Genomic DNA, 16,710 nt, shown 5'->3' on the forward strand with positions numbered 1-16,710 from the left:
GGGCTGGGCGGGCTGGCCGCCGCCACCGCGGCGGCCAGCCCGCCCAGCCCCGCCACCGGGAGGTGCAGGACCCGCCGCCCGAACCGGCCCGTGGCCGGCCCGGCGACGGCGGTCGCCGGCCCGAACCCGTCCTCCGAGGCGGCCCGGCGCAACGCCGCCCGGGCCTGGTCGACGTCGGCCTCGCCCAGGAAGCGCAGGGTGACGTGCCACTGCTCGGGCCCCGTCCACCGCAGCCCCTTCGCCTCGTCGGGGTGGGCGGCCCGCAGGGAGGCGACGGCCGACGCCACCGCCGCCACCACGTCCTCCGGCGGCCACACCGCCACGAACAACCTCACCGGTGGCCCCCACGACCGTCCCGGTGCCGGGGCGGGGCCCTCCGGGAACCGGCCCCGGGGCCGGCGGGCGCCGGCCCGGCGCTCACCCGGTGGGGCCGAGGCGCTCCAGCAGCCTCCGGCGGAGCAGGTCCAGCATGGAGATGGTGGCGAACTGGCGGATGCGCTCGCGGTCGCCGGGCAGCCGGTGGTGCGACACCTCGGTGTGCCCGTCGAGGCACAGCCCGAAGTAGGCGGTGCCCACCGGCCGGCCCTCCTGCTCGGCCGGCCCGGCCACGCCCGTCACCGACAGGCCCACGTCGGCGCCCAGCACCTTGGCCGCCCCCTCGGCCATGGCCGCCGCCGCCTCCTCGCTCACCACCGGCCCCTCGGGCACGTCCAGGACGTCGAACTTCACCTGCGAGTCGTAGGCGACCACCGAGCCCCGGAACCACGCGCTCGAGCCGGCCACGTTGATGAGGCGGGACGCCACCAGCCCGCCCGTCATCGACTCGGCCAGGCCCAGCGTCATCCCGGCGTCCTCCAGGAGCGCGCCGACGGCGCCCTCCATGGTGTCGTCGTCCACGCCGAAGACCAGCGAGCCCAGGATGGCCCGCAGCTCGGCGTCCTCCGCCTCGACCATGGCCAGCGCCGCCTCCCGCGTCTCCGCCTTGGCCGTGATGCGGATCCTGATGCCCTCCACGCCGCTGGCCAGGAAGGCGAGCGTGGGGTTGCCGCCCGCCTCGTCGAGGGCGGCCAGGCGGGGCGCCACCCGCTCGGCCAGGGTCGACTCGGCCAGGCCCCAGGTGCGGACCATCCGGGAGACGATCGTCGACCGGGTGCCGGCCCGGGCCGCCAGGTCGGGCATCACCGCCCGCTCGGCCATGTCGCACAGCTCCTCGGGGACGCCGGGCAGGGCGTAGATGACGCCGCCGCCCACCTCGACGATCAGGCCGGGCGCCGTCCCCCGCGTCTGGGGGATGACGACGGCCCCGCGCGGCACGTCCGCCTGCCGGCAGTTGCTCTCCGCCATCTCCCGGCCCCGCTGCTCGAACAGGCTGCGGATGCGCTCGAGCACCTCCTCGTCGCGCTCGAGGGGCACGCCGGCCACCTCGGCGACGGCCTCCCGGGTGACGTCGTCCTGGGTCGGCCCCAGGCCTCCGCAGACGACGACGGCGTCGTTCCGCCCCAGCGCGGCGCGCAGCACGGAGGCGATGCGGCCCACGTTGTCGCCCACCGTGGTGTGGAAGAAGCAGTCGATGCCGTGGGCCGCCAGCCTGTCGGCCAGCCACGCCGAGTTGGTGTCCACCGTCTGGCCGAGCAGGAGCTCGCTGCCGACGGCGACGATCTCACACCGCACGGCCCTGCTCGGTCGCCATCACCTTCCGGGAGTCGAGCAGGTACTGCGCACCGGTGACGAGGGCGAGCACGACGCTCACCCACAGGACGAACGAGGCCACGAGGGACTCGTCGGTGGTGAGCGGCAGGAGGGCCAGGGCCACCGCCACCTGCTGCACGACCGTCTTCACCTTCGCCCACCAGCGGGCGGGGATGCACACGCCCCGCTTCCCCATCCACGTGCGGTACACGCTGATGACGACCTCCCGCACGGCGATCAGCGTGACCGGCACCCACCAGAACAGGCCCTCGGCCACCAGCGCGTACATGGCGCCGAGCACGAGGAACTTGTCGGCCAGGGGGTCGAGGAAGGCGCCCGAGCGGGTGACCCCCTGGCGGCGGGCCAGGTAGCCGTCCACCCAGTCCGTCCCCGAGAGCACCACCCAGAACGCCAGCGCCGGCCACGAGGCGCCGCCGCCCAGGATCATGGCCAGGAGGACGGGCGTGGTCACGACGCGGGCGATGGTGACGGCGTTGGCCGGCGTGGCGAGGGCGGTGGGCCCGAAGGGGATGGAGGCCATGCCGGCGCTACGCCGCTTCCGCCTCGAGGTCGGGGCCGACGGCGGCGGTGACGACCACCTCGAACGTCGTCCCCACGGCCAGCTCTTGCGGGACGCGCACCACGCCGTCGATCTCGGGCGCCTCGCGGTGGCTGCGGCCCACCCCCGGCCGGTCGACGAGCACCCGCAGAGTGTGCCCGACCAGCGCCCGCCGGCGCGCCGCGGTGATGGCGTCCTGCACCTCGGAGGCCTCGGCCAGGCGCTCGGACATCAGTCCCGCCTCGACCCTGCCGTCCAGGGAGGCGGCGTACGTCCCGTCCTCCTCGGAGTAGGGGAAGAAGCCGCACCAGTCGAGCTGCGCCCGGTCGAGGAACCGGAGCAGGGCGTCGTGGTCGGCCTCCGTCTCGCCGGGGTAGCCGACGATGAAGCTGGACCGGAAGGCGGCGTCGGGGTACCGCTCCCGGATGGTGGCGATGCGGCGCAGGAAGCGGTCGCCGTCGCCCCACCGCCGCATCCGGCGCAGCAGCGGCCTGGACGCGTGCTGGAGCGACAGGTCGAAGTAGGGGACGCCCGTGGCCCCGATGGCGGCGACCAGGGCGTCGGTGAGGTCGGACGGGTACAGGTAGAGCAACCGCACCCGCTCCACCCGGTCGGCCACCGCCTCCACCAGGGGCACGATCGAGCCCGCCCCCAACGACGGGTCGTCCCTCCCGTACGACGCCAGGTCCTGGGCGACGAGCACGATCTCCCGGGCGCCGAGGGCGTCCACCTCGTGGAGGACGGACTCCACCGATCGCGAGCGCTGGCGGCCCCGGAACGACGGGATGGCGCAGAACCCGCAGTGGCGGTCGCACCCCTCGGCCACCTTCACGTAGGCCCACGGCGACGCCGACGGGGGGCGAGGCAGGTTGAGCAGGTCGAGCTTCGCCGCGTCAGGTGCCGGCCGGCGCCCGAGGGTCACCGGGACGCCGAAGCCGGCCACCAGGTCGGCCTCGGGAAGGGCGTCGGCCAGCTCGTCGCCGTAGCGCTCGGCCAGGCAGCCGGTGACGACCAGGCGGGCGCCGTCGGCCTTGGCATCGGCCAGCGCCAGCACCGTGTCGACGGACTCCTGGCGGGCGGCCTCCACGAAGGCGCACGTGTTCACCACCACGAGGTCGGCTTCGGCGGCCGAGGGGGCGGGCGTCATCCCGTCGTCGGCGAGGGTGCCCACCAGCTTGTCGGAGTCCACCTGGTTCTTCGGGCACCCGAGGGTCTCGACCCAGTAGCGCCCGCTCATGGGGCCCGAATCTACCGGAGGCCCCGGCGCCCGATCCTCCGGCGCCGAGCGGTCGGTACGATCCCGACATGGCCACCGCCGTCCCCTCCCCGTCGCCCAACCCCAACGCCCTCCGCTTCCAGCTGGACGTCACACTGCCGGGGACCCTCAGCTTCAACGCGGCGGCCGAGGCGGAGGCCGACGGGAACGCCTTCGCCGAGGCCGTCTTCGCGGCACCGGGGGTGGCGTCCATCTTCGGGGTCAACGACTTCGTCACCGTCACCCGCCAGGCGGGCGCGGCCTGGGAGCCCATCGTCACCGCCGTCCAGGACGCGGCCACCGAGCACCTGTAGCCGCGCTCGGTGCGGCGCCGGGACGCGGCGCGGTCAGCCGGCCAGGCCGAGGTCCTCGTAGATCGCGTTGACCACCCGCTGGGTGCGCCGGTGGTGGCGGGCCTCTCCCGCCATGCCGTTGAAGATCACCACCGCCGCCAGCCCGGCGTCGGGGTCGGCGAAGGCCACCGACGACTGGTTGCCGCCGTGCCCGAAGGCGCGCGGCGACGCGTGGTCGCCGAAGCCGTACGGCGCCGGCCGGCGCCGGTAGTGCCACGAGTTCACGATCACGCCCAGGCCCCAGTCGACGTGCTCGCCGAACGTCTCGTCCTCCAGGCCGGAGCGGTGGCGGGCGCACATGGTGTCGGCGCCCTGGGGTGACAGCACCCGCACGCCGTCCAGCTCGCCCTTGTGGAGCAGGGCGACGAGCAGCCGCACCAGGTCGGCGGCCGGTCCCACGCCGCTGCTGCTCGGCCGCGTCCGCTCGAACCCCGACGCCCGGGCGAGCGACGGGACGGGGCCCGGCCCGTCCCGCTTGGTGTCGTACATCACGCCCACGCGGTCGCCGTAGGCCTCGTAGCGCTCGGGCGGCAGGGCGAGCCAGGAGTCGGCCATCCCGAGCGGCTCGAACACCTCCTCGCTCACGTACGCGTCGAGCGGCCGACCGTCGAGGCGCTGGACCACCTCGCCCAGCACGCTGTAGGCCAGCTGGGGCGAGTAGGCGGCCCTCCGGCCGGGCTCCCACCCCTCGGCCAGGGGCGACGCGCAGGCCGTGTCGAGCAGCCCCGGCCACGAGTCGTCGCCCACCGCGGCGGCGAGGCGGGCGGTGTGGGTGAGGAGGTGGCGCAGCGTCACCCGCTCCTTGCCGTTGGCGCCGAACTCGGGGACGTGGGCGGCTACGGCGTCGTCGGGGTCGAGCCGCCCGCGCTCCCACTGCTGCATCACCGACAGGCCGACCAGCACCTTGGTGACCGAGAACCAGGGCAGCAGCGTGTCGCCCGCCATGGCGCGCCCGGGTGCGGCGAGCCCCGACACCAGCGTGGCCGTGTCGCCCCGGAACCAGACGCCCACCTGGGCGCCGACCGACGTGCCCTCCTCGGCGCCGTGCTCGACGGCGGCCGACGTGCGGGACAGGTCGAGCGACGCGCTCAGGGGTGCTCGGCCCGCACCGACGTGGTGATGCCGCCCCGCACCAGCCAGTCGGTCGTCACCGTCATGCGGCGCGGCCCGATGGCGGCGACCAGGTCGTCGAGGATGCGGTTGGTGACGTCCTCGTGGAACGCGCCCTCATCCCGGTAGCTCCACAGGTACGCCTTGAGCGACTTCAGCTCGACGATGGACCGGTCCGGCACGTAGGTGATGGTGACGGTGGCGAAGTCGGGCTGGCCCGTCACGGGGCACACGCACGTGAGCTCGGGCGTGGTGCAGCGCACCTCGTAGTCCCGGCCCGGGTGCGGGTTCGGGACGGCGCGGAGCTCGCGTGACGGGCGGGTGGGCAACCCGGGGAGGCGGTGCCGAGCTGGCGGTCAGGCGTTCTTGCCGAGCATGCGGTTCATCTTCGTCCCGCACTCGGGGCACGACCCCTGGGCCGCCCGCCGGCCGTTCGCCATCTCGACCTCCTGGCCGTCGAACTGGCGCTTCTCGCGGCATTTCACGCAGTAACCCTCGTAACTGGCCATCCGACGACGCTAGCCGACGGCCACCGGGGTGCCGTCCACGACCAGCCCGTCGAGGTCGGGAGCCAGCCGCAGGGCCCGGCCGGGGACGCCGGCGGCGGCCAGCAGCTCGTCGCCCCGGGCCCGCACGTCGTCCGCCCCCTCGGCATCGCAGACGCCGAGCAGGCTGGGGCCCGCGCCCGACCAGCACGACGCCAGCGCGCCGGCCTCGACCAGCCCGTCGAGCAGGGCGGCCGCCTCCGGGAACAGGGGCGCCCGCTGGGCCTGGTGCAGGCGGTCCTCGGCCGCCTGGCGCACCAGCAGCCGGCGGTCGGCCAGGCCGGCGACGAGCAGGGCCAGGCGGCCCAGGTTGAACGCGGCGTCGGCGTGGGGGACGGTCGCCGGCAGCGCGCCGCGCGCCTCCTCGGTGGGGAGCCGGCGCTCGGGCACCAGGACCACGAAGGCGAGACCGGGGTCGAGCGGGAGCCGGCGGGTCACCGCCGCGCCGTCCACCGTGGCCGCCGCCACCAGCCCGCCGAGGACGGTCGCCGCCGCGTTGTCGGGGTGCCCGTCGGTGGCGATGGCGACGGCCAGCGGGTCGGGGGCGCCGGCCGCGGCGGCCGCCGCGGCGGCCAGCGCGGCCGACGACCCCAGGCCCCGCCCCACCGGGATGGCCGACCGCACGGTGACGCGCAGGCGGTCGTGGCCGACCACCCCGGCGGCGATGCGGGCGGCCAGGTGCGAGGCGTCGGCCGGGAGCTCCGAGCCCTCTCCTTCGGTGACCACGGTGAGCGCGTCGGCGTCCTCCACCGTCACCTCCACGTGGAGGGCGAGGGCCACGGCCAGGGTGTCGAAGCCGGGCCCCAGATTGGCGGAGGAAGCGGGCGCCCGGGCACGCACGGACGGCACCGTACGCGCTGTTACCCGCCCGCCATGCGAACGGTCCAATCTTCGACGGGAACCCACGACCTCCCGTCAGGAGGAACCACCGGACATGTACACCTTCGCCGTGACCCTGCTGCTCGGGCTGGCTCTGTTCAAGATCGTCGACGCCGTCGAGGATCTGGCACCCGGCACCACCAAGCTCCACGGCTTCGTCACCCTGCTCGTCGGCGTCGTCGGTGCGTTCGCCATCGACTACTCGCTGTTCGAGGGTTGGAACGTCGCCCTTCGCGAGAGCTGGATGGGCACCTTCCTCACCGGCGTGACCATCGCCGGCGCCACCAGCGTCTGGCGGGCCGCCTTCCACTGGCTCGGCACGTCCGAGGGCGAGGAGCCCGAGGTCCGGCACGTGCGGCGCAGCCCCATGGGCCGAGCCGCCTAGCAACTCCCCCTGTCCCTTTCTAGACCGCCGCTCCCCCACCCCCAACGGAGGCGCCCTCAACGAAGAGGGCGCCTTCGTCGCGTCCGGGCAGCGGTTCGAGCTCCACGACGGGCGCCAGGCGGCCGGCGACGCGCCGCAGCGACGCCAGCAGCGGGCGGCCGGTGACGGCGACGAGCACCGCGTTGGTCAGCGCGGCCGCCGCGTCCCATGCCAGCGACGTGGCCACGTAGAACGACCAGTACCGACGCAGGGTCTCGCCGAGCGACATGCCGGGCACCCACGACAGCGCCCCGTCGCCGAGGGCGAAGGGCCAGAACCACAGGTTCATGATCGCCCCGAACACGAATCCCCAGACCCAGGCGAAGGCGGCGAGCACGGCGACCTCGCCGGCCACGGGCAGGCGGCGGGTCACCAGGCCGACCAGCCCGGCGGCGGCGCCCATCCAGCCCAGGGCCAGCATCTGGAACGGGAGCCACGGGCCGATGCCTCCGGTGAGCACGGCCGACGTCGCCATGGCGCACAGGCCGAGCAGCATGCCGAAGCGGGCCCCGAAGGCGGCACCGGCGAGGACGACCAGGAAGAAGATCCCGCTGCCGCCGCCCGGCAGGTCGAGCAGGCGCAGCAGGCCGCCGATGGCCGACAGCACGCCGAGGACGGCGACGGCGGCGCCGTTCATCGCTCCCCGCCGCAGCTCCAGCGTGACGGCGGCCACGACCAGCACGCCGACGACGGCGGCGACCAGCGGCGCGTCGCCGGCGTGGGCGGTGGCGGGCAGCGCCTCCCGGGGGAGCCAGAACGGGTAGAGGAACGCCCCTGCCCCGACGGCCACCACCAGGGCGTAGACGACGGCGGGGCGGATGCCTGGGGTCACCGGTCGCCCCGTGCCGGGGCGGCGAGGGAGGCCGCCACCTCCTCGACGGTGAGGAACGGGGGCGCCACCCGCAGGACCTGCGGCGCGAACAGCGAGCCGGCCAACACGGTGCGGCTCGGCCCGTCGGCCACCACGTCGCCGTCGCCGAGCACCACCACGCGGGTGGCGCACCGGGCGGCCAGCTCGACGTCGTGGGTGGCGAGGACGACGGCGCCCCCCCGCGCCGCCACGCCCGCCACCGCCCGCTCGAGGGCGGCTCTCGACGGCGCGTCCATCCCCCGGGTCGGCTCGTCCAGCAGGAGGACGTCGGGCCGACCCACGGCGATGGCGGCCACCGCCACCCGCTGGCGCTGTCCGGCCGAGAGCCGGCGGGGGTGGCGGTCGGCCAGCGCGCCGAGGTCGAGGGCGGCCAGCCACTCGTCGACCGCCTCGGGGTCGCGGCCCCCGAGGAGGCGGGGCGTGGTGGCGACGTCGGCCCGCACCGTCGGGCCGAGGAGCAGGGCGTCGGGGTCCTGGGGAACGTAGGCGGCGCGGCCGGCTGAGCGCACCTCGCCCCGGCCCGGCGCCAGCAGGCCGGCGAGGACACGCAGGAGCGTCGTCTTGCCCGAGCCGTTGCGGCCCAGGAGGGCCACGACCTCGCCCCGGCGCACGTCGACGTCCACGTCCTTCAGCACCGCCCGGCCGCCCAGCGACACGCCGACGCCCCGGGCCGCCACCACCGTGCCGCCCGGCGTCGGGAGCGCCGCGGCGGCGGGGGGAGGACCGGCGAGGCGGGGGTCGGCGCCGGCCAGGCGACGAGCGTCGCGGACGGTGAGCGGCGGCGGGTCCCAGCCGAGCAGCCGGCCCAACCGGGTGACGCTCGGCGCCCCCGGATAGGCGGCCAGGACGTCGCCCACCGGCCCCGGCGCCAACCTCGTCGCGGCGGCGCCGGGCCCGGCGACCAGGACGGCGCGGTCGGCCAGGGGGGCGGCGCGCTCGAGGCGGTGCTCGGCCAGCACGACGGTCGTGCCGAGATCGGCGTTGAGCCGGGCGACGGCGGCCAGCACGTCCTCCGCCCCCTGGGGGTCGAGCTGGGACGTGGGCTCGTCCAGCACGAGGGCGGCCGGGCCGGCCGCCAGCGCCCCGGCGATGGCGCAGCGCTGCTGCTCGCCCCCCGAGAGCGTCCCCGGCGACCGGTCCCGCAGGTGGGCGATGCCGAGGGCGTCGAGCACCTCCTCCACCCGCCGGCGCATGGCGACGGGGGCCATGCCCAGGTTCTCCAGCACGAAGGCGATGTCGCCCTCCACCCGGTCCACCACGAAGTGCGACTCCGGGTCCTGATGGACGAAGCCGACCGCGTCGGCCAGGCGGCGGGGCGGGTGGGACCTGGTCGAGCGGCCGAGCGTCACGACCTCGCCCCGGAACCGGCCGCCGGTGGCGTGGGGCACCAGGCCGTTGGCGCAGCGCAGGAGCGTGCTCTTGCCCGACCCCGACGGCCCGGCGACGAGCAGGATCTCGCCCGCCCGCACGGCCAGGTCGACGCCCGCCAGCACGGGGTCGCCGCCCGGATAGGCGAAGCCGACGCCGCGGTAGTCGAGGGCGGGCGCCGTCACGGCGACGCCCGCCACGCCGGCACGGTGAGCGCGGCGAGGGCCAGGCCGGCGGCCGGGTCGAACTCGGGGAGCCGCAGCGGGCTGGCCGCCCACCGCAGGGTCTCGTCGCCGGAGAGCGCCAGCACGGCCAGGCCGGCCGGCGCGGCCAGCGAGACGGCCGCCACCGCCCAGTCCCGGGCGCCCATCCGGCGGGCCCGGTAGCGCGGGCGGGCCGACCGGCGCGAGGCCACCGCCACGGCCGCCGCCACCGCAAACACACCCACCAGCCCCAGGGCCAGGGCGGCGCCCCGGGCCCGGCCCACCAGGGCGACGAAGGCGCCGCCCAGCCCGGCCAGGGCGGCGAGCACGCACCACCCGGCGACCCGGTCGGCCCGGGTCGGCGGGCCCGAGGCGAACCCCCGGGCGTCCATCGACTCGGCCAGCAGCAGGGCCCGCTCGAGCGCCGTCTCCATCACCGGGACGACGAGCCGGAGCAGGCGGCCCCGCCGCACCACCCGCCCGCCCGTCCGGGCCCGGTCGGCCTCCCGCACGCGGGCCACCGTCGCCACCGTGGCGGGGACGAAGGCGATCGAGACGGTGAGGATCAGCCCCGGCTCGTAGAACGCACGCGGTGCCGACTGCACCAGCTCGTGGTGGGACACCACGGCGTTGAAGGCGCCGAAGACGGCCATGACGCCCACGATGGCGAAGCCCTCGGCCGCCGACTGGAGCACCACGCCCAGCTCGACGGGGCCGCCGACCTCGAACCCGCCCAGGAGCCGGGGCAGGGTGAACGACGGCGTGGTGAACAGGGCGTCGGCGCCGGTGTGGGTGGTGGCCGCGGTGAGGACCACCCGGAGCAGGGCGAAGGCCAGCCCCACGGAGAGCAGCAGGGGGAAGGCCCGGGCCAGCGGCGTGTCCTCCCCGTGCACGGAGACGACGACAAACGCCACGCCCACCACCACGGCGACGTAGACCGGGCTCGTCGCCAGCTCCACGCTGGCCGCCGCGGCGACGGCCCACACCAGCCAGGCCACGGCGTGCAGGGGCGGGGACGCGGGGCGCACGGCGACATTGTGGACGGGCTCGGGGCGGAGGCGTAATGTCACGCCCCGGCAGAGGTCGCCGCCGGTCCGGATGCCGGTGGTGGTCCCGCCCCTCGGGGCGGGACGGGGGAAGTCGGTGCGAGACCGACGCTGACCCGCAACTGTGACCGGTCCCCCGGGGCCGGGAGCCAGGACGCCCGCCCTGCACGCCGGATCCAACGGCGTCCGTCACACCTTGGCCGGCCCTCGTGGAACGGGGCCAACGGAGGCAAGACATGTCCCGCCGCATCACCCTCGCCGTCGTCCTCAGCGCGCTCGCGCTCGCGCTGGTGCCCGCCGTGCCCGTTGGGCCCGCCGCCGCCAGCGGCACGGTCCTCGCCCCGCCCTTCGACGCCGCTCGGGCGGTGGCCTTCCTCGAGGCGAACCAGCAGCCCGACGGCGGCTTCGAGACGGCCGGCTTCCCGGGCTTCGAGACGCCAGACGCCGTGCTCGCCATCGCCGAGGCGGCCCAGACCGGTCCCTCCTGGAGCAGCGCCCAGGCCCGGGCGGCGGTGGCGGCCACGGTGAAGGACGGCCGCACGCCCCTCGACTACCTCGACGACCTGGCCGAGACCACCCCGTCGGCCGGCCAGGCGGCCAAGCTGGTCGTGCTGGCCGTGGCCCCGCTCGGCTTCGACCCCGCCGCCTTCGACCCGCAGGGCGACGGTGCCGCCAACCTCGTCGCCCGCATGGACTCGGGCGCCAACGCCGACGGTTCGTTCGGCCCGCCGGGTGCCCTGAACGCCACGCTCTACGCGGTGCTGGCCTCCCGCCTGGCCGGGCGCGCCGTGCCCGCCGCCACCCGGGCGTTCGTCCTGGCCGCCCAGCAGGCGAACGGGGGCTGGAACTTCGCCGGCGACCCCAAGGGCAGCGACGTCGACGTCGACACCACCGGGCTCGCCCTCCAGGCGTTGGCGGCGGCGGGCGTCGACCCGTTCGACGAGCCGGTGCGCCGCGCCGTCGCCTTCCTGGCCGCCAACCGGCTGCCCACCGGCGGGTGGGCGGCGTTCGGCGCCGAGGACCCCAACGCCACCGCCCTCGCCATCCTCGGGCTGACGGCGGCGGGCCGGGACGTGGCGACGTGCTGGCCGGCGGCGGCCGCCTCGCTGGCCGCCCGCCAGGCGCCCGACGGCCACGTCGCCGGCCCCAACGACTCGTTCGGCGTGAACACCTTCGCCACCTCGCAGGCCGTGCAGGCGCTCACCCGCCGCTGGCTCCCGGTGGTGCGGGCCCCCGCCTACTGCGCCGACGACGGTTACCGCCTGGTGGCGGCCGACGGTGGGGTGTTCGCCTTCGGCTCGCCCTTCCTCGGGTCGGCCGGCGGGCTGCGGCTCAACCGGCCGGTGGTGGGCATGGCCTCCCGCCCCGGCGGCCAGGGCTACTGGCTGGTGGCGGACGACGGCGGGGTGTTCGCCTTCGGCGACGCCCCCTTCCTCGGCTCCACCGGGGCGCTGCGACTGAACCGTCCCGTGGTGGCGATGGCGGCCACGCCGTCGGGCCGCGGCTACTGGCTGGTGGCCTCCGACGGCGGCGTGTTCGCCTTCGGGGACGCCCCCTACCTCGGTTCGACCGGGGCGCTGGCCCTCAACCGTCCCGTGGTGGGCATGGCGGCCACCCCGTCGGGTCGCGGCTACCGGCTGGTGGCGGACGACGGCGGGGTGTTCGCCTTCGGCGACGCCGCCTTCGCCGGGTCGGCGGCGTCGCTCCCCCTGGCCGCGCCGGTCACCGCCATGGCGTCGGCGGCGAGCGGACCGGGCTACTGGCTGGTCGGCCGCGACGGCGGGGTGTTCGCCTTCGGCGGCGCCCGGTACCACGGCCGGAGCGCCGTCAGCCACCCGTCGCCGTCGACGGGCACGGTCGCCATCCTCCCCACCCTCGCCGGCGACGGCTACCTCCTGGTGTCGGCCGACGGCGGGGTCGCACCGTCGGGGGCGGACCGCCGGCGCGCCGGCGGGCTGCCCCGCCTGGCCGCCCCGGTCGTCGGCGTCTCGCCCTGAGCGCCGTGCGACCGGCCGCGGCGCGGCGCGTGGCGGCGGCGGCAGCCACCGCCGGCATGTCGCTCGCCGCCCTCGACCAGGCGCCCGGGGCCGGCGCCGCCGTCGCCCAGCCCCCGCCCGAGCACCGGGCGGCGGTCGTCGTCGACACCGGCACCGAGGTGCGCCGGGTGTGCGTGCGCTTCACCGAGGAGTCGCTGACGGGCATCGAGGCGCTCGTGCGGGCCGGCACCGACCCCGTCCTGCGCGCCTTCGCCGGCAAGGGGGCGGCGGTGTGCGCGCTGTGCGGGACGGGGTGCCCAGGCGACGAGTCGTGCCTGACCTGCGACCCGGCCGGGAGGTTCTGGAGCTACAGCCGCGCCACCTCGGGGACGGCCGCCCTGCGGACCTCGGGGGTGGGGGCGTCGAGCACGACGGTGCGCGACGGTGACGTGGAGGGGTGGCGCTGGGGCACCGGCGGCACGCCGCCGTTCGCGACCGTCGCCGAGGTGTGCGGCGAGGTGGCGGCGACGACCATTTCGTCGACGGCGGCGGCCACGACGACGGCGTCGACGTCGATGACCGCCGCCTCCCCGGTGACCACCGCCCCGGGGCCCGGCGCGGCGACGACGACCATCGGTCGCCCGAGCCCCCGGCCGCCGGCCACGGCGACCACCGCACCGGCGGCCACCACGACGGCGCCCACCGCCGCGGCCGGCGGCTCGCCGGCGCCGACCCCGCCCGAGGGGCCCGTGCCGTCGGCCGCCGCCACCACCACCGCTCCAGCGGGCGACGGCCTGGCCTCGTCCCCCCGCCGGGGCACCGAAGGCGGGGGCCGGTGGGGCCTGGCGGCGTTCGCCGCCACCCTCGCCGGGCTGGCGGGCTGGTCGGCGGCCGCCCGCCGCCGGCGCAACCGGCCCGGGGGGTGACGGCCCGGCCGGTGACGGCGCGGTGGTCCGGAGCGGTGCCGGCCGCCGTCTGGCACCAGGAACCGGCACCGGGGTGTCGATTCCTGGTGCCGGACGCCCGCGGGGCGGCCCGGCGGGTGAGGGCGCCTCGGCGGTATGTTCCCGGCGGGCCCTCCACCGGCGGAGGCGGCCCGACCAAGGAGCGTCGCTTGACCCCACGCCGCCCGCCCAGGCTGCTCGCCGCGACCGTCGCTGCCGTCCTCCTCGCCGGCTGCACCGGCGACGGCGACGGCGACGCCGCCCGGGAGTCGTCGACGACGGCAGCCGTCCCCCCGACCACGGAGGCCACCGCCGCCAACATCGTCACGATCGGCATGCGGGAGTACGGCTTCGACGTCGGCGGCCCGCTGGTCGCCGGCACCGGCACCGTCGCCTTCCGCAACGGCGGTCGCGAGGTCCACATGGCCGGCTTCGGCCTCCTCCGCAGCGACAAGACGGTGGACGACGTGATCGAGGCGCTCGCCTCCGAGGACGCCGCCGCCTTCGAGCAGGTCTTCGAGAAGGAGCTCGACGCCCCCGGCGGGCTGCTCGGGCCCGGGGAGGCGATGGAGGTCACCACGCCGTTCCTGGCGGCAGGGACGTACGCCGTCATGTGCTTCGTGCCCACCGCGGGCGAGGACGTCCCCCACTCGGCCAAGGGGATGGTGGCCGAGCTGGAGGTGACCGAGGGCGACGCCCGCCCGCCGGCGCCGTCGCCCGCGGCGGCGTACGCCATCGAGGGCGGCACCATCACCGGCCCGGCGGCGCTGCCCGCCGGGCGCACCACCCTCGAGGTCCGGTCGGGCGCCGGCGGCCCGCACGAGGTGCTGGTGGCCCGCAAGCGGTCCCCCACCACGACCTACGCCGAGATCGACGCCGCCTACACGTCGCTCTTCGAGGGCGAGGTGCCGCCCGCTCCCGGCTATCCCGACACCCTGCCGGCGGCCATCGCCGGCAACGTCTTCGACGTGCCCGCCGGCTCGACGATCTTCCTGACCATCGACCTGGAGCCCGGCCACTACCTCGTCGGCTGCGCCCGTCGGCCCGACGACGGGCCGGAGCACACCGGCGAGCTGATCGAGGTCAGGGTCGGGTGACGGGCCGGCGCCGAACTAGGAGGGGGGACGCAGGTAGGCTGCCGGCGTGGATTTCGATCGCAACACCGACCGCTGGATCTCCGCCGTGGTGCAGCTCAAGCCGGCCGCCGAGCGCGCTCCCGAGGAGGCGTACGAGTCCGGCCCCGCCGTCAAGGTGGCCGTGCCCGAGGGCGTCAACATCACGACGGCCAAGGACGAGCAGCCCAAGGAGATGAAGGTCCCGGTGGCGGTGGCGCAGGTTGCCCGCACCAAGCAGTTCTTCGCCAACGCCGGCTTCGAGGTCCACGCCCCGGTGGGAGGGAGCTTCTCGATCGGCGCGAAGAAGTCGCACTTCGAGCGCTTCTTCGAGACCAGCCTCGAGGTGGACGAGGACCAGCTGGGCTGCCCGGTGTCGGTGGCCGGCGGCGGCCGCCAGCTCACCGTGGAGGCCCTGCCCGAGGAGTTCGGGGTGCTGGTGCAGGAGATCGCGTTCATCCCCGCCGTCCAGGTGCCCGGCCTGCCGCTGTAGCGGTGGCGGGCCAGCCGGGCTAGCCGCCCACCGGCGACGACGCCCCGCTCTCCGGGGACTCCAGCTCCTCCACCGACATCAGCACGGCCCGGGGCTTGGACCCCTCGGACGGGCCGACCACGCCCTTCTGCTCCAGCAGGTCCATGATCCGCCCCGCCCGGGCGAAGCCCACGCGCAGCTTGCGCTGGAGCATGGACGTGGACCCGAGCTGGGAGCGCACGACGAGGTCCATGGCGGCGGCCACCATCCCGTCGTCGTCCTCGTCACCCGACGACCCTGCGCCGCCCGACCTGCCACCACCGCCGGGCGTCCCGCCGTCGGGGCCGTCGCCCTCCACGCCGTCGACGTAGCGGGGCTGCGCCAGCCGGCGCCAGTGGGAGACCACCGCCCGGACCTCGTCCTCGCTCACCCACGGGGACTGGATGCGCCGCGGCACGTTGGACGACGCCGTGAGGAGCAGCATGTCGCCCTTGCCCACCAGGCGCTCGGCGCCCGGTTGGTCGAGGATGACGCGGCTGTCGGCCAGCGACGACACCGCGAACGCCAGCCGGGACGGCACGTTGGCCTTGATGACGCCGGTGATGACGTCCACCGACGGCCGCTGGGTGGCGATCACCAGGTGGATGCCGAAGGCCCGGCCCATCTGGGCAATGCGGCAGATCGACTCCTCCACGTCCCGGGCCGCCACCATCATCAGGTCGTTGAGCTCGTCCACCACCACCAGCACGTACGGCAGGCGGGTGTGCTCGACGGCGGCCGGGATGCCCGGCGCCTGCTCGCGCGTGAGGTCGCCGCGGTCGTAGGCGGCGTTGTAGCCGGAGATGTCGCGGACGCCGACCTCGGCCAGCAGGTCGGTCCGCCGCTCCATCTCGGTGACGGCCCACGCCAGGGCGTTGGCCGCCTTGCGGGGGTTGACCACCACCGGCGTCAGCAGGTGGGGCAGGCCGTTGTACTGGTTGAGCTCGACCCGCTTGGGGTCGACCAGGATCATGCGGACCTGGTCGGGCGTGGCCCGCAGCAGGACCGACGTCAGCATCGAGTTGAGGCAGCTCGACTTGCCCGCCCCGGTGGCGCCGGCGATGAGGATGTGCGGCATGGCGGCCAGGCTCTCGATGACCCCGCGGCCGGCGATGTCCCGGCCCAGCGCCACCTCCAACGGATGGCGGGCGGGCTGGGCCTCGGGCGAGGCGAGCACGTCGCCCAGGGTGACCAGCTGGCGGGTGACGTTGGGGACCTCGACGCCGATGGCCGAGCGCCCGGGGATGGGGGCCAGCAGCCGGATGTCGGGCGCCGCCATGGCGTAGGCGATGTCCTTCTGGAGGCTGGTGACGCGGGCCACCTTGACGCCGGGCCCGAGCTCGAGCTCGTAGCGGGTGACGGTGGGGCCGACCGTCTTGCCCAGGAGGCGGGTCTCCACGCCGTGGGCGGCCAGGGCCTCCTCCAGGGTGCGGCCCCGGGCGTCCAGCACCCGGTGGTCGATCTCGGCGGACTTCGGGCGCTTCAGCAGCTGGAGGGGCGGCAGGCGCCACGGCGTGGGGGCGGCGGCCGGCCCCAGGTCGATCGACAGCTGGTCGCCGGGCGGCACGGGAGCGTCCGGGACGTGCACCTCGGGGGCGCGCTGAAGGTCCTCGTCGGCGAGGGGCGACGGCTCATCGGCCTCGCCCACCTCGGCTGGGGGGTCGGCGGCGGGCGGGCGCGAGGCGGGGTGGCGCCGGGCGCCCTCGTCGAGCTCCCTGCGGTGCCCGGCGCCGGCGAGCCGGCGGGCGACGCCCACCGCGCCCCGGCCGGCGGCCGAGGAGGCGGTCCCCACCCGGTCGGCGGCGGCGCGCGCCGGGGTCCGGGTGAGGACGAGGACGGCGACCACGGCCACGCTGACGAGGACC

At 76.4% G+C, this 16,710-nt stretch carries 18 protein-coding genes and 1 riboswitch; of the genes, 6 read left to right on the plus strand and 12 right to left on the minus strand.

All coding sequences use genetic code 11. The features are described from left to right. The 4 genes from VM242_06335 to rimO all read right to left on the minus strand — a co-directional run. On the minus strand, positions 1-335 hold a 335-nt coding region (locus VM242_06335; GenBank protein ID HVM04770.1), incomplete at its 3' end, for a 2'-5' RNA ligase family protein. Positions 336-417: 82 nt separating this feature from the next. Next, a complete protein-coding gene (locus VM242_06340; GenBank protein HVM04771.1) occupies positions 418-1,671 on the minus strand; it encodes a competence/damage-inducible protein A in 1,254 nt (417 codons plus the stop codon). Next, a complete protein-coding gene (gene pgsA / locus VM242_06345; GenBank protein HVM04772.1) occupies positions 1,661-2,230 on the minus strand; it encodes a CDP-diacylglycerol--glycerol-3-phosphate 3-phosphatidyltransferase in 570 nt (189 codons plus the stop codon). The genes VM242_06340 and pgsA overlap by 11 nt, the downstream gene beginning before the upstream one ends. Before the next feature lie 7 nt (positions 2,231-2,237). Next, positions 2,238-3,485, minus strand: a complete 1,248-nt coding sequence (gene rimO / locus VM242_06350) for a 30S ribosomal protein S12 methylthiotransferase RimO (protein HVM04773.1) — start codon at positions 3,483-3,485, stop codon at positions 2,238-2,240. A 68-nt stretch (positions 3,486-3,553) separates the two neighbouring features. Here rimO and VM242_06355 point away from each other — a divergent pair, with 68 nt between their 5' ends. Next, the gene (locus VM242_06355; GenBank protein ID HVM04774.1) at positions 3,554-3,817 is read left to right on the plus strand and encodes a NifU N-terminal domain-containing protein; all 264 of its coding nucleotides are present in this window, start codon (positions 3,554-3,556) and stop codon (positions 3,815-3,817) included. A gap of 33 nt (positions 3,818-3,850) precedes the next feature. Here VM242_06355 and VM242_06360 read toward each other — a convergent pair whose 3' ends face one another. Genes VM242_06360 through thrB form a run of 4 tightly spaced genes read right to left on the minus strand, consistent with a single transcriptional unit; the run spans position 3,851 to position 6,351 of the window. Beyond that, positions 3,851-4,996, minus strand: a complete 1,146-nt coding sequence (locus VM242_06360) for a serine hydrolase domain-containing protein (GenBank protein ID HVM04775.1) — start codon at positions 4,994-4,996, stop codon at positions 3,851-3,853. Continuing rightward, positions 4,945-5,295, minus strand: a complete 351-nt coding sequence (gene queF / locus VM242_06365; protein HVM04776.1) for a preQ(1) synthase — start codon at positions 5,293-5,295, stop codon at positions 4,945-4,947. Before queF ends, VM242_06360 begins: the two co-directional genes overlap by 52 nt. A 27-nt stretch (positions 5,296-5,322) precedes the next feature. After that, positions 5,323-5,475, minus strand: coding sequence for a DUF5679 domain-containing protein (locus tag VM242_06370; GenBank protein HVM04777.1), 153 nt, complete (start codon positions 5,473-5,475; stop codon positions 5,323-5,325). Between the two features lie 9 nt (positions 5,476-5,484). Continuing rightward, the gene (gene thrB / locus VM242_06375) at positions 5,485-6,351 is read right to left on the minus strand and encodes a homoserine kinase (GenBank protein HVM04778.1); all 867 of its coding nucleotides are present in this window, start codon (positions 6,349-6,351) and stop codon (positions 5,485-5,487) included. Positions 6,352-6,445: 94 nt separating this feature from the next. On the opposite strand from thrB, the gene VM242_06380 reads away from it, so the two are divergent. Then, positions 6,446-6,775, plus strand: coding sequence for a hypothetical protein (locus tag VM242_06380; GenBank protein ID HVM04779.1), 330 nt, complete (start codon positions 6,446-6,448; stop codon positions 6,773-6,775). A 19-nt stretch (positions 6,776-6,794) separates the two neighbouring features. On the opposite strand, the gene VM242_06385 is transcribed toward VM242_06380, so the two are convergent. From VM242_06385 to VM242_06395, 3 genes are read right to left on the minus strand one after another with little or no spacing between them, the layout of a single operon-like run. Next, complete coding sequence (locus VM242_06385; GenBank protein HVM04780.1) at positions 6,795-7,646, minus strand: ECF transporter S component; 852 nt, start codon at positions 7,644-7,646, stop codon at positions 6,795-6,797. Further along, on the minus strand, positions 7,643-9,253 hold the full coding sequence (locus tag VM242_06390; GenBank protein HVM04781.1) for an ABC transporter ATP-binding protein: 1,611 nt from the start codon (positions 9,251-9,253) through the stop codon (positions 7,643-7,645). Before VM242_06390 ends, VM242_06385 begins: the two co-directional genes overlap by 4 nt. Further along, entirely contained in the window at positions 9,235-10,284 is a 1,050-nt protein-coding gene (locus VM242_06395) for a hypothetical protein (protein ID HVM04782.1), read from the minus strand. The genes VM242_06390 and VM242_06395 overlap by 19 nt, the downstream gene beginning before the upstream one ends. A 63-nt stretch (positions 10,285-10,347) precedes the next feature. Continuing rightward, a riboswitch (cobalamin riboswitch) is annotated at positions 10,348-10,483 on the plus strand. A 55-nt stretch (positions 10,484-10,538) separates the two neighbouring features. On the opposite strand from VM242_06395, the gene VM242_06400 reads away from it, so the two are divergent. From VM242_06400 to VM242_06415, 4 genes are all read left to right on the plus strand, one after another. Next, a complete protein-coding gene (locus VM242_06400; protein HVM04783.1) occupies positions 10,539-12,299 on the plus strand; it encodes a prenyltransferase/squalene oxidase repeat-containing protein in 1,761 nt (586 codons plus the stop codon). A 29-nt stretch (positions 12,300-12,328) separates the two neighbouring features. Beyond that, complete coding sequence (locus tag VM242_06405; GenBank protein HVM04784.1) at positions 12,329-13,204, plus strand: hypothetical protein; 876 nt, start codon at positions 12,329-12,331, stop codon at positions 13,202-13,204. 188 nt (positions 13,205-13,392) lie between these two features. After that, complete coding sequence (locus VM242_06410) at positions 13,393-14,319, plus strand: hypothetical protein (GenBank protein ID HVM04785.1); 927 nt, start codon at positions 13,393-13,395, stop codon at positions 14,317-14,319. A 46-nt stretch (positions 14,320-14,365) separates the two neighbouring features. After that, entirely contained in the window at positions 14,366-14,827 is a 462-nt protein-coding gene (locus VM242_06415) for a hypothetical protein (GenBank protein ID HVM04786.1), read from the plus strand. A 19-nt stretch (positions 14,828-14,846) separates the two neighbouring features. On the opposite strand, the gene VM242_06420 is transcribed toward VM242_06415, so the two are convergent. Continuing rightward, the coding region (locus VM242_06420; protein HVM04787.1) for a DNA translocase FtsK at positions 14,847-16,710 on the minus strand (1,864 nt) is incomplete at its 5' end.

Source organism: Acidimicrobiales bacterium (assembly GCA_035540975.1).
Classification (GTDB): Bacteria; Actinomycetota; Acidimicrobiia; order Acidimicrobiales.

Excerpts from the sequence above, each read along its gene's own strand:
- pgsA (HVM04772.1), bottom strand. The coding sequence starts at position 2,230 with ATGGCCTCCATCCCCTTCGGGCCCACCGCCCTCGCCACGCCGGCCAAC.
- rimO (HVM04773.1), bottom strand. The coding sequence starts at position 3,485 with ATGAGCGGGCGCTACTGGGTCGAGACCCTCGGGTGCCCGAAGAACCAG.
- VM242_06355 (HVM04774.1), top strand. The coding sequence starts at position 3,554 with ATGGCCACCGCCGTCCCCTCCCCGTCGCCCAACCCCAACGCCCTCCGC.
- VM242_06370 (HVM04777.1), bottom strand. The coding sequence starts at position 5,475 with ATGGCCAGTTACGAGGGTTACTGCGTGAAATGCCGCGAGAAGCGCCAG.
- VM242_06380 (HVM04779.1), top strand. The coding sequence starts at position 6,446 with ATGTACACCTTCGCCGTGACCCTGCTGCTCGGGCTGGCTCTGTTCAAG.
- VM242_06400 (HVM04783.1), top strand. The coding sequence starts at position 10,539 with ATGTCCCGCCGCATCACCCTCGCCGTCGTCCTCAGCGCGCTCGCGCTC.